This window comes from Paenibacillus sp. Y301 (assembly GCF_059445505.1).
This window is the reverse complement of sequence record NZ_JCAIUL010000001.1, coordinates 349,556-362,118: the sequence shown is the minus strand read 5'-3', so window position 1 is coordinate 362,118 and position 12,563 is coordinate 349,556. Positions and strand designations below refer to the sequence as shown.

General features: G+C 40.2%; 15 protein-coding genes. 2 read left to right on the top strand and 13 right to left on the bottom strand.

Annotated features, from left to right (window positions below; genetic code table 11):
• Nucleotides 1-7: 7 nt before the first annotated feature.
• The 11 genes from spoIIIAE to AC1D69_RS01680 form a co-directional block, all read right to left on the bottom strand.
• A complete protein-coding gene (gene spoIIIAE / locus AC1D69_RS01730; protein WP_495454417.1) occupies nucleotides 8-1,198 on the bottom strand; it encodes a stage III sporulation protein AE in 1,191 nt (396 codons plus the stop codon).
• 17 nt (nucleotides 1,199-1,215) lie between these two features.
• Complete coding sequence (gene spoIIIAD, locus AC1D69_RS01725; RefSeq protein ID WP_495454416.1) at nucleotides 1,216-1,605, bottom strand: stage III sporulation protein AD; 390 nt, start codon at nucleotides 1,603-1,605, stop codon at nucleotides 1,216-1,218.
• Nucleotides 1,606-1,614: 9 nt separating this feature from the next.
• The gene (gene spoIIIAC / locus AC1D69_RS01720) at nucleotides 1,615-1,818 is read right to left on the bottom strand and encodes a stage III sporulation protein AC (RefSeq protein WP_044876328.1); all 204 of its coding nucleotides are present in this window, start codon (nucleotides 1,816-1,818) and stop codon (nucleotides 1,615-1,617) included.
• Nucleotides 1,819-1,831: 13 nt separating this feature from the next.
• Nucleotides 1,832-2,350, bottom strand: coding sequence for a stage III sporulation protein SpoIIIAB (gene spoIIIAB / locus AC1D69_RS01715; protein ID WP_495454415.1), 519 nt, complete (start codon nucleotides 2,348-2,350; stop codon nucleotides 1,832-1,834).
• Nucleotides 2,343-3,341 carry a stage III sporulation protein AA gene (spoIIIAA, locus tag AC1D69_RS01710; protein WP_495454414.1) on the bottom strand — a complete coding sequence of 333 codons (999 nt, stop codon included), beginning with the start codon at nucleotides 3,339-3,341 and terminating at the stop codon, nucleotides 2,343-2,345. Before spoIIIAA ends, spoIIIAB begins: the two co-directional genes overlap by 8 nt.
• Nucleotides 3,342-3,542: 201 nt before the next feature.
• A complete protein-coding gene (locus AC1D69_RS01705; protein WP_495454740.1) occupies nucleotides 3,543-3,809 on the bottom strand; it encodes a YqhV family protein in 267 nt (88 codons plus the stop codon).
• 181 nt (nucleotides 3,810-3,990) lie between these two features.
• Entirely contained in the window at nucleotides 3,991-5,238 is a 1,248-nt protein-coding gene (locus tag AC1D69_RS01700; RefSeq protein WP_495454413.1) for an aspartate kinase, read from the bottom strand.
• Between the two features lie 173 nt (nucleotides 5,239-5,411).
• The gene (efp, locus tag AC1D69_RS01695) at nucleotides 5,412-5,969 is read right to left on the bottom strand and encodes an elongation factor P (RefSeq protein ID WP_495454412.1); all 558 of its coding nucleotides are present in this window, start codon (nucleotides 5,967-5,969) and stop codon (nucleotides 5,412-5,414) included.
• 168 nt (nucleotides 5,970-6,137) lie between these two features.
• Entirely contained in the window at nucleotides 6,138-7,214 is a 1,077-nt protein-coding gene (locus AC1D69_RS01690) for a M24 family metallopeptidase (RefSeq protein ID WP_495454411.1), read from the bottom strand.
• Between the two features lie 39 nt (nucleotides 7,215-7,253).
• Nucleotides 7,254-7,700: a type II 3-dehydroquinate dehydratase gene (gene aroQ / locus AC1D69_RS01685; RefSeq protein WP_495454410.1), complete on the bottom strand. Its 447-nt coding sequence runs from the start codon at nucleotides 7,698-7,700 to the stop codon at nucleotides 7,254-7,256.
• Nucleotides 7,701-7,781: 81 nt separating this feature from the next.
• On the bottom strand, nucleotides 7,782-8,288 hold the full coding sequence (locus AC1D69_RS01680; RefSeq protein WP_495454409.1) for a YqhR family membrane protein: 507 nt from the start codon (nucleotides 8,286-8,288) through the stop codon (nucleotides 7,782-7,784).
• A 217-nt stretch (nucleotides 8,289-8,505) separates the two neighbouring features.
• On the opposite strand from AC1D69_RS01680, the gene AC1D69_RS01675 reads away from it, so the two are divergent.
• Nucleotides 8,506-9,498, top strand: coding sequence for a DUF1385 domain-containing protein (locus AC1D69_RS01675; protein WP_495454408.1), 993 nt, complete (start codon nucleotides 8,506-8,508; stop codon nucleotides 9,496-9,498).
• 7 nt (nucleotides 9,499-9,505) lie between these two features.
• Entirely contained in the window at nucleotides 9,506-9,835 is a 330-nt protein-coding gene (locus AC1D69_RS01670; protein ID WP_495454407.1) for a hypothetical protein, read from the top strand.
• An 84-nt stretch (nucleotides 9,836-9,919) separates the two neighbouring features.
• Here the strand turns inward: AC1D69_RS01670 and AC1D69_RS01665 are convergent, their stop codons facing one another.
• Together AC1D69_RS01665 and AC1D69_RS01660 are read right to left on the bottom strand one after the other, a co-directional pair.
• Nucleotides 9,920-10,840, bottom strand: coding sequence for a patatin-like phospholipase family protein (locus AC1D69_RS01665; protein ID WP_495454406.1), 921 nt, complete (start codon nucleotides 10,838-10,840; stop codon nucleotides 9,920-9,922).
• 81 nt (nucleotides 10,841-10,921) lie between these two features.
• Nucleotides 10,922-12,511, bottom strand: coding sequence for a family 10 glycosylhydrolase (locus AC1D69_RS01660; RefSeq protein ID WP_495454405.1), 1,590 nt, complete (start codon nucleotides 12,509-12,511; stop codon nucleotides 10,922-10,924).
• Nucleotides 12,512-12,563: the final 52 nt, after the last annotated feature.

Below are 12,563 nucleotides of genomic sequence, written 5' to 3'. Positions count from 1 at the left end.
TCCTTCGTCACCTCATCATGACCGTTACATTACCAGCCATCAGTAGAATGGTTATGGCTAGGAAGAACATCAACCCTACAACAGCCATCGCAGCAAAAGCGTAGATCATACTTTTACCAATCGTCTGCAAGCAAGAAACAATGGGTGTATCTCCTAGTGGTTGCATTACTGCTGCTGCGACATGATAAATGAGTGCAAGTGTTAATATTTTGATAGCCGGAAAAGCACAGAGGAACAAAATAATGATTACGCCCGCTAGACCGATCGAATTTTTCACTAATAATGAAGCAGATATGACCGTATCTGTCGCATCTGCGAACATCTTTCCAACGACAGGAATGAAGCTACCAGAAATATATTTGGCTGTACGAATCGTCACTCCGTCGGTCACAGAACTTGTAATCCCTTGAACTGAAATGACTCCAAGAAAGACAGTTAATAGTATTCCAAGTAGACCCACACTGATTTTCTGCAACAAATTAGCCATTTGTGTTAGCTTATATTTTTCTGACAATGAACTTACAATGTGTAATACGGCCGAGAAGAATAGAAGTGGGAACACCGTAGTACGAACAATTACTCCAACTGTATGAATCATAAAGACAATCAATGGATGCGTGACGGATACCGTGACGATATTACCCATAGATGCTAAGAGTGAGAATAGGAGGGGTACCATCGCCATCATGAAATCAATCATGCTATCGATTGCCCCTTTGGCATAGCCAATAGCAACCGAAAAGCTATTAATCGCTATAACCATAACGATCATGTAGCATAAAGAATAAGCAACTTTACTAACATTATTGCGTTCAAATGCTGTCTGTAGTGTCTCTAGAATTAGACTCAAGATACTTAACATCACAATAGTTACTAAGAGTTTGCCATTGTAGAGTACTTCATGCCAGAAGAACGAGGTTAGCCCACTCATCACATTCTTGATTCCAAGTCCTTCTCCACCTGGAAGTAACATATCCATAAAGGAAGGTGTCTTCTGATCCGGAAAGAATCCACCGTAATCTTTCATCAGCTTATCCCAATAATTCTCCACCTCATCGGTAGGTAAATTACTGGCTTGTTGTTGTATAAGTTGGTTAGCTGGAGCGTCTGCATAAACACTGCCTCCCCATATCAACATTAGGAGGATAATAAATATATATTTATATTTCACGTCTGGATAACGATGTCGTCCTAACATGGTAATATCCTACTTTCTTAGGCTGGCAGAAGCTTCATGACGGTTTCGATGATGATGCCAATGATCGGGATAGCAAGCACCATAATCAACACCTTACCTGCTAATTCGATCTTGGTCGCAATGCTATCCTGGCCAGCATCCCTTACTATTTGGGACCCGAACTCGGCAATATAAGCAATACCGATAATTTTGAGAATGGTCTTCAAATAAATCATCTGAACACCTGCTGATTCTGCCATTCGTTCTAATTCAGTAATAACTGCACTCATTTTCCCAATTAGGAAAAGAAAGATTAGAATACTTGTAGAAGCTGCTATTAGAAAAGCAAACAGCGGTTTCTGCTCTTTAATAATTAGAATTAGAATTGTAGAAATGAGTCCCAATCCAACGACTTGAATGATTTCCATGATAGACTCCTACTGGAACAGAAAAATGGATTTGATCTCTTGCAGCAGGGTGTCGAGCATTCGAACAACCATAAACAGCACCACGACAAAACCGATGAGCGTCACCCAATGAGCCATATCCTCTTTTCCCATCTGTTTAAGTACCGTGTGAATCATGGCAATGATGATCCCGATACCCGCAATCTGAAAGATGGCGTTCACGTCAATGTTCATTTCCTGCACCTCTCTAAAAGATCAAAATGACGATCAGTATTCCCACTAGAAGCCCCAGATTTTTACTTAATTTGCCGTACTTATCTAGATCCTCTCTTGCTGAAAGCTCTTCATGTTTTAGCTGCTGTGTAGCTAATGCAATATGTTTAATCTGATCCTGACGATCACTTGTGCCTAATGTGAAGCTCAATTGGTGAAGGACGTCTTTCTCAGCTGATTTCATCGAGGTACGTTTCCAATGTAAGGATAATGCTCGTTGTATACTCTCTTGCGCCGTCATCCCTTGGGGTGGGTTCATATTATCTGCGGCACTTATAAAAAAAGATTTCAACGGTTCACGCATCTGCGATCCCAGTTTGCTTAGTGCCTCTGGCAGTGGCGTAAATCCATAAGATATTTCTGTCTCTAATCGTTGCATCACTAGAATGAGTTCGCGAATCTGTTTAGGTCTACTTTCGAATTGCCTTGCTTTATTGAAGCCGGCTAACGTTCCTGACAATACAATAATCAGCATCCCTAGCAGTTTAACCATAGACATCAACTCCCTTTTGGATCGGTAATGAGAGTTGTATGGAGCGTTGCTGTCGATCGAGTATGCGATAGGTTAGTTTACCAGCTGTCCGATGGAGAATGACGTATACCTCAAACAACTGATTCTCCACCAGGCTAGCCATAGCTGGGCGTTGTGAGAGTTCACCCACTGAGAATCCATGAGCTGTCGCAATCACGCTTATACCCGCATGCAGTGCTTCTGTAATGGCGTCTGTATCTTCTGGACGACCGATCTCATCTACCAACAAAACTTCAGGAGACATCGATCGAATCATCATCATCATGCCTTCGGCTTTAGGACAACCATCCATGACATCCGTTCTCGGGCCAACATCGAAGCTTGGCACTCCACGTATACTTCCGGCAATTTCAGATCTTTCATCGATTATTCCAACTTTCATTCCTGAACACTTTACTTGGGAATGCCCATAAATACCGCTACTTATTTGCCTAGCCATATCTCGTATTAGTGTCGTCTTCCCTTGCTGCGGAGGAGAAATAATCAGCGTATGCTTCATTCTCTTCTCTTTCTTATCTAGTAAATGAGGTAGTATGGCATCTGCTGCTCCAAGAATTTCTTTAGCGATTCGAACGTTAAATCCACTTATATCGCGTAAGTGTTCAACTTTCCCACCACTAAGGACCGTTCTTCCAGCTAAGCCGATGCGATGACCTCCAGGGATCGTAATAAAGCCTCTACGTAGCTCTTCTTCTAATGTGTATAGAGAATGATTACTAATCCTGTCTAAGAGGCGATGAGTGTCCTCTCTTGCCGGCTTGTACGATTCCTCAACACGGTGCGTCAATTTTCCACCGGGTGTGAGGAAATGATGCTCTCCAGAGGCATTAATTTCAAGAGGTCTTCCTTCTCGAATTCGAATCTCTTCCAATCGATCTAATATGGAGGAAGGCAATTGTTCAAGGAGCGATTTGATCGGTTCAGGAAATAGCTCCAACCAACTCATTTTCATGAATGCTACCCCCTAAATTTTTGTGAAACAAAAATCACTTCGTAAGCATGTAGCTATATTTTTGTGAAACAAAAATCACTTCGTAAGCATGCACCTAAACTTGTGTATCGTTCACTTTGTCGTATGTGGTCGATAGAGTCTTCTCATTGTTTTCTTACCTCATATGTATGCCTGTACTCCATTTTTATGACCATAAATCTATCATTTTTTCAAAATACCAATTAAGAGACATGATACCCCTAGCAAAATCCAAATCATCTTACCCCATGATAATTTATCAGCCATTCCTAACAAACCAATGGAAGTTGTAACAACTAACACAGTTGGTCCTACAAAAGCTAATGCTGTGTTGATCGTCAGCGCCTTGTCTACTTGTCCCACTTTGAGCATGAACAAAGCTGCAGCGATCTCAATGCTTCCTGATAGAAGCCTCAGCGTAGCCATACTGACTACGAACTTATCCAAGATCAATGACCTCCTTTTATTTCACTACTATTATTTAGGATATGCATGAATCTCTCTTTTTAGATGTGAATTTTGGAAGAATCCTTTTTTAGACAACAAAAAAAAGACCCGAAATATATTCGAGTCTTTTTTCTATTCCATTCTCTATTATAAATAATATGAACTTGTCATTTCAGTTGATGCTTTAACGACGATCCTGAGGACCCCCAACAAACACCTGCTGATCCGCATCTAAATGGTATGCCGTATGAAGTGCTTTAATTACATTCTCTAAGTTACTACCATCAATGACACATGATGTTTTGATTTCGGATGTACTAACCATCTTAATACTTACGCCTTGTTTAGAGATTACATCGAACATTTGGGCGGCTACACCTGGATGACTAATCATGCCGGCACCAACAATCGATACCTTCACTAAGTGGTCTTCAGAAGTAACTTCACGGTATGGAAGATCGTCTTTAAGATTTTCGATGACGTTTAGTGCACGATTACATTCTGATACCGTAAATGAGAAATCGGCTTCGCCATTTTTCACACCACTTTGTACAATAATATCAACATTAATACCTTCTTGTGCCAATGCACCAAACACCTGTGCAAGAACTCCTGGCGTATCGGATACGCCCAAAATACTGATACGTGCGACATTTTTATCAAAAGCAATCCCGCTTACAACAACTCCCTGTTCCATACTAGCTTCCTCCTTCACAACCGTACCTTCATTATTATTAAAACTAGACCGTACCACTAGACGGACATTATATAATTTCGCATATTCTACCGCACGAGGATGAAGGACTGCTGCTCCAAGACTAGCAAGTTCCAGCATTTCATCATAAGATATTTCCGCAAGCTTCGTTGCACATTTTACAATACGAGGATCTGTTGAGTAAATACCATCTACATCGGTATATATTTCACATACATCCGCTTTAATTGCGGCAGCCAATGCTACAGCTGTTGTATCAGAACCCCCACGACCGAATGTCGTGATCTCGCCATCTTCCGTCATCCCTTGGAATCCAGCCACAACAATAATTTTGCCTTGATTCAGTGCTGCTTGGATCCGATCTGGGATGATATCCATAATACGTGCTTTACCATGTACAGGTTCTGTGCGGAATCCCGCTTGCCACCCTGTAAAGGAAATAGCCTCTCTACCCAGTTGGTTAACAGCCATACATAACAGAGCCATCGACATCTGCTCTCCAGTTGTCATTAACATATCCATTTCCCGAGCTGGTGGATCTGGATTCAAAAGCTTAGCCTGGTCGATTAATTCATCTGTGGTATCTCCCATTGCAGAGACTACGACCACACACTGATGACCCTCATCTTGTTTCTCAACGATTCGTCTTGCTACGCGCTGCATTCGCTCCGTATTACCAACGGAACTGCCTCCGAATTTCATGACGTACAGTGACAACTTAGATTCACTCCCCACTCATTTTGAACATCTATCTTTCTGTTGTGCTTTAAACCAGTATAATACGAAAGCGAGCATCGTCAATGTTTTTTAGCTAATTTCAACAAAAGTCCTTCCCCGCAACGAGCGGTGAAGGACAATATAGGACGTATTACCAATTATATGCAATTAAATTAAGCGCGTGAAATGTATTTACCATCACGAGTATCAATCAACAATACATCTTCCTCGTTAATGAATAGAGGAACTTGAACAACAAGACCCGTTTCAAGAGTTGCATTCTTCGTAGCACCTTGAGCCGTGTTACCTTTAACTCCAGGTTCAGTCTCTGTCACTTTCAACTCAACGCTGTGAGGCAAATTAATACCTAGAATTTCTCCTTTGTAACTAATAATGTTAACATTCATGTTTTCTCTAATGAAGTTCAATTCCCATTTAAGTTGATCACTTGTCAACGTAAATTGGTCATATGTTTCATTATCCATGAACGCATGTTCTTGACCACTAGCATACAAATATTGTACAGGACGGTTCTCGATAATAGCACGTCCAATTGTTTCACCAGCACGGAAAGTACGCTCAACTGTGTTACCATTGCGCAAGTTTTTCAATTTAGAACGGACAAATGCCGCACCTTTACCTGGTTTAACGTGTTGGAAATCAATAACTGTAAAGATATCACCCTCAACCTCAACTGTTAATCCTGTTTTAAAATCATTTACTGATATCATAAATATTTCCTCCTAAAGTTTTTTATAAGCGTTACTTCTTGATTATTCTTCGATAAAAAACTCGCATCGTAAGCATAATCTTAAGTTTTTTATTAGCGTTACTTCCTGAAAATACTTCGATAAAAAACTCGCTTCGTAAGCATAATCTTAAGTTTTTTATTAGCGTTACTAGTTCAACACCGTGTAATCTTTGCTGCAATGCGTCAATATAACAATACCCGTCTCTGTAATGAGAATATCATCCTCAATACGAACTCCACCGATCCCCGGCAAATAAATACCAGGTTCAACTGTAACAACCATACCTGGTTGCAGAATATCATCACTTAACTTAGATAAACGTGGGGATTCATGTACTTCCATACCCAATCCATGGCCAGTACTATGACCGAATTGTTCTCCGTATCCGTATTTTGTAATAATATCACGTGCAAGCGCATCAGCTTCACGACCCGTCATACCTGCTTTAATGTTCGCCAGTGTATGGAGTTGCGCTTCCAGTACAATATCATAAATTTCTTTCAATACAGGTTGAGGATTACCTAGGGCAATCGTACGTGTTAAATCGGAGCAATACCCATCAAGTAAAGCACCAAAGTCAAAAGTAATGAATTCATTCCCTTGAATAACACGTTCACTCGCAACACCATGAGGCATGGAAGAGCGTTCTCCAGAAGCAACAATAGTATCAAATGAAGACGATGTAGCTCCATGATTACGCATATAGAATTCCATCGCAAGATCGACTTCACGTTCCGTCATACCCGGCTTCACTACATTCAAAATATAATTGAATGTTTCGTCAGCGAGATCGGCTGCACGTTGCATAACCTTTATTTCTTCCTCATCCTTAAATATACGCAATTGTTCTACTAGACCCTTTACAGGGATAAGTTCAATCTCGGGTACCAACTGTTCCTTATAGGTAGTATATGCGCTATAAGACACATCATCCTGTTCGAAACCAAGCTGGTTAATCTTACTGCTTATAAGCAGTTCCTTCACATTATCCATCACTCGAGTGCCATGTTCCACAACTGTGAAGCCTTTTGCTTGTTGTGGCGCCTGTGTCATATAACGAAAATCTGTTAGCAAATATGCATTAGTCATGGTCACTAATACATACCCTGAGGATCCAGTGAATCCCGTTAAATAACGACGATTAATTGGACTAGTGATAAAAATAGCTTCCACATTCTTCTCTTGCATACCCTCACGTAACTTAAGTACCCGTAAATTTCCCATTATGTTATCTCCCTTTCTAATACTTCAAGGAGAGCGACGCTACTGCCCCTGATCTTCCAAATGACGTACCAGTGCATGTAAACCAAGTTCATAGCTTAATGCACCGAAACCGGCAATTTGCCCGATGGCAACTGGAGCAATCACGGACGTATGTCGAAAAGGCTCCCTAGAATGAATATTGGATAAGTGTACCTCTACCACTGGAATGCGTACAGAACTAATCGCATCGCGTATCGCATAGCTGTAATGAGTCAGAGCTCCTGGATTAAGAATAATTCCATCTGCTTTCTCCATTGCATCATGAATCCAGTCAATCATGACACCCTCATGATTAGATTGATAGAAAGAAATATCAACACCCAGAATACTTGCTTGCTTCCGAATATTGTCTTCAATAGATTGTAAGTTTTGTGACCCATAAATTCCTGGTTCTCTTACCCCCAAAAGATTGAGGTTCGGTCCATTGATCACCCATATGGTATTCATATTGATATTCCCACCCTCATAATCAAATAACCATCTGCTATTTTACCATAGGGAATGTATTTTTGAGAAGCTATTTCGAGATCAACCCTTTACTTTTACAGGTTCTCTCTTTCTTTCGTCCGTAAATTCCATCGTAATCGTATATCCAATAAACAATCCCCACAATAGAAACAAGCAAAATTCACTAATAATGGTTGTTACAGACAACTCCGATAACGGCTTTATCATATCTAACAACGGACCTACTACGATGAAGATCACAATCCACCACAGAATACCATAAATGATTCCTGGCCAAGGTCCATTCAATTTTCGACAAAGAACAGCATAGATCAGAGATACCAGAATCGAGAATACGATAAAGAACAATAATCCCACAAGGTGACCTGCGCCAGTTTTCAGAAAGACATGTTTAAAAAAGGGTTCTGCTAAATAAGCTGGAATGACCTGCGTAAATTTTAATATATAGAATATCCAATGGATAACTCCCCAAATTAGACCCGCAAAAAAACCAAGTTCCAACGCAAATGTAAAGACATTGGTATAGGTTTGTTGTGATTGTTGATGCTGATTCATTTGTTGATGCAAAAGCTATTCCTCCTCATTTTCATGCTCGTATCCTAAATTATTCTATGCCTAGTATGTTCAATTCGATAGTTAGTAAACCACATTTGTTGCATGAACACGTCACTGAAAAATAATTGTATCTCCCTTATGTTAAGGTGAACTAGATATTGAAGAGAAAATTCGATACAATAGAGTTGAAGAAACACAAAAATATACCATCTTAGGGAAGGTGAAATGATTGCCTCAGGAATCTAAGTCTGTCAGCTATGGTGGTCAGGCCGTCATTGAAGGAGTTATGTTTGGCGGAAAGAACATCAACGTTACTGCTGTAAGACGTAAAAACAACGAAATAACATTTTTAGAAGTGCCACGTGAAGATAAGTCATGGGTAAAGAAACTCCGTAAGATCCCGCTAATTCGTGGCATTGTCAGTCTTATAGATTCCAGTGCAAAGGGTTCCAAGCATCTGAACTACTCAGCTGATGCTTATGCGGATGATGAGATAGAACCTGAAGAACGTGCCCAACAGAAGAAGAAGGAAGACTCTGGCCTAAGTCTTTCGATGATGATTGGTGTTGCAGCAGTTGGTGTTTTATCATTTGTTGTAAGTAAACTGATCTTCACACTCGTGCCCGTATTCCTTGAAAGCTTCATATTTGGAGACATGTTTAAGAACTACATTCTGCATAACTTAATAGAAGGTGTAATCAAAATAACACTTCTCCTTGTGTACTTGTGGGCGATCACCTTAACACCAGTTGTTAAACGATTGTTCCAGTATCATGGTGCAGAACACAAAGTCATTACGACCTATGAAGCAGGAGAAGAATTAACGGTTGCAAACGTTCAGAAACATAGTCGTCTTCATTATCGCTGTGGTAGTAGCTTTATGATGTTAACGGTTATATTGGGTGTTATCATATATTCATTAGTACCTTGGGATAACATGCTGGATCGAGTTGTACAACGCATTATTCTATTACCTGTTGTAATGGCGGTTTCCTTTGAGTTTCTGAAGCTAACGAATGCTTTGAGAGAAACTCCAGTCTTACGTTATCTAGGATACCCTGGACTCTGGTTACAGTTGCTAACAACGAGAGAACCACTGGACGAACATGTTGAAGTATCCATCGCTTCCTTTAACCGGATGAGAGAACTAGACGTAGAACTTGAGAACTCCAAGGTTGATTCATCCCTCAGAAATGGAGTTTTAGATGCTGTGAAAGGATGAGGATACGATGAAGAGACAATTTATTTTCACTTGGGCAATAATCATATTAGCCGTTTTAGGTTTGTTAAACGATGTCTTGAATGGCTTCATTTTACTACAAAGTCTGTTTATACCCGTCCTTGTGTTCGTTGTCGTATTTCTACTATTCAAATTTTATCAGCCTGGACGTATGAAACAAAAAACCAAAGTTATCCCATCTCGAAAGACTATGGATAAGGTTGCTGGAATCAAAAAAGGTCCCACGAGTTCATCTTCCAAAAAGAATAAAAATTATCCTTTTCAAGTTATCGAAGGCAAAAAAGGTAAAGATGATGATAAAATGCCTAAATATCATTAATCGAAAATAAATAACAAAAGAAGGTAATATTTAATATCCCTAAAGGATGCTAAATATTACCTTCTTTCTATTTCTCAACCAAGCTCAATTTTTCCAAGTACCAAAGAAAAGCTTCCCCGCCTCAAATCCAGAGTTGAACAACGCGGTACTCTCTTCATTCGTAATTCGAAAATGTGTAGTACTCACGCCTAGTGTTGGAATTTTAATAGTACGAAAGCTTGTGTCCTTCTCAATATATCTTTCATCATGGGCAGACAATATCGTCATAAATAACGCTTGCAACATACTAAACGGTCCTCGAATATGATGAGGGACTCCCTCTTGCTTTCCAACCATCTGAAATCCAATCGTAGGAATGGGTAAACCTGTACTTCTCGATTTTTCATTATTAAACAACCACAATGGAAAATTGCTTAGTACAGCTCCATCTACGATATAGACAAATTGTTCTGCGAACGACTTCCCTTTAGCAGCAAGTCCCGTTTGTCTAAGCATAACCAGATCGAAGAAATAAGGAATACTTGTGCTCATTCTCACGGCCTTAGCTACCTCAAACTTATCCGGATTAATCTCAAATTTCCTTAGCCCATCAGGTAAGATTAATACCTTACCATTGCTGATATCTGAAGCAACGATCTGTAATTTCCCAGGCGGAAGATCTGAGAACGTCGATATATTCTTTTCTAATAAAATACGTCGCATCCATTGTTCTAGGGCTTCTCCTGAGTACAATCCCTTTTTCAACATTACTCGCAGTGGAGGACCTACAAATTTGGTATTAAAGATGGGAGACCTCCTTAGAAACGATACAAAAGGTGTCTCGTGGATGATCTGATTCATTTCATCCGCATTAAACCCTGCAGCCAATAACGATGCTACGATGGCACCAGAAGATGTTCCAGCCAGCCTATGAAAGGATACCCCTGCCTGCTCGGCAGACTTCACAGCACCAACAAGGGAGATCCCCTTTACCCCGCCTCCCTCAAACACAGCATTCATTAGCATAAACAAATCCCCCGTCTACTCATCATATTCTTATCTATGAGTACGGGGGATCTTTCATGACTAATGCAATTATCTTTTCATTTACTGATTATAATAAGAGGTCAATGCCGGAATTAAACCAAGTGGATTCTTTAATATATCTTTTGCACTGAAAAAGATACTACCTCCCACAGTAGGTTGAATAGCATTGTATTTCAATTGATCTATTATTTCTTGTGCGCTCTGCCACCCAATCTCTGGGGAACCGAGTTTATAGGGTGCATGACCAATATAAAGATCTACATCTGTTCCTTTCACTTCATCAGACCACCAATCCACCAAAGTGTCATACTTCACATTGGAATTAGAAAGGCTCCAATAAATTTGAGGAGCTACATAGTCAACCCATCCATTCTCAATCCAAGTCCGTACATCCGCATAATAGTTATCGTAAGAAGTAATCCCTGCTTTGGTGTCTGAGCCCGTAATATCTGAAGCCTTATTACGCCACACTCCAAATGGACTCACTCCAAATGAAACCTCTGGTTTAGCACCATGAATCTCTCCATCTAGTTGTTGTATAAATTGATTCACATTATCACGACGCCAATTATCCCTCGTCAATATTTTCTTGGAATTATAGGTTTTGTATGTGCTGTCATCCTTAAACGTAACCCCTGTTGGGTAGAAATAGTCATCGAGATGAACACCATCAATATTATAATTCGTTACAACTTCCATGATCGCGTCGATCACATGCTCACGTGCAGCTGGAATGCCCGGGTTAATAATTAGCTGGCTCCCAGTATTTACAATCCAATCCGGATGTTCTATTGCTACATGATTACTTGCTAATTTGGTTGTTACTGTATCTGTGTTCGCTCGAAATGGATTAAACCAAGCATGGAATACCATTCCTCTTTCATGTGCCTCATCTATCATATATTGAAGAGGGTCATATCCCGGATCTTTACCTTGAGTTCCTGTTAGTGTTTTCGACCATGGAACTAATGTGGAAGGATATAACGCATCACCCGATGGACGTACTTGAACGAATACTGCATTCAATCCGATAGCCTGCAAACGATCTAGTAATTGGCTATACTCTACTTTTTGTTTCTCAACTTTTCCATAGGATGCTGTTGAAGGCCAATCTAGATTGTAGATAGTAGAAATCCATGCTCCTCGAAGCAAAGATTGATCTGTTTCGTTATCTGTACCTTGATCAGGTATGTTACCTGGCACTGTCGTACCACTAAGTAGTGTTACAGTCTGCTGTGTCTGATTCCAATTCACCTGTAATCCTAGTGACTCTCCCACGAAACGCAGAGGTACCATGATACGATTATTCTTAGTTTGTACAGAAGCATCTAGTGATACTGTGGAACCATTCACTTCTGCTGTTGTATTACCACTCATCAGTTTAATTGTTGCGGCATTACTCTCGATAATGACCGTCTTATTGCTCTGTGACCATGCAACATATGCTCCCAATCCTTCACTAATAACACGCAAAGGAACTAGGGTTACATTCACTTTGGGCAACACATAAGGAGGTGTGTCACTTGTGAGTTCAACCCCATCTAACATAATGCTTATACTTTTGGTTGTCTTCGCTTGAGCTGTAAGGCTTGTTATCGGTAACATAAGAATAAGGATAAGAGCCATGGTGATCCATCTACTAAACTTCATTTCTATTTCCCTCCATTCATAGATTACAACTTATGACAAAACACAATAAAAA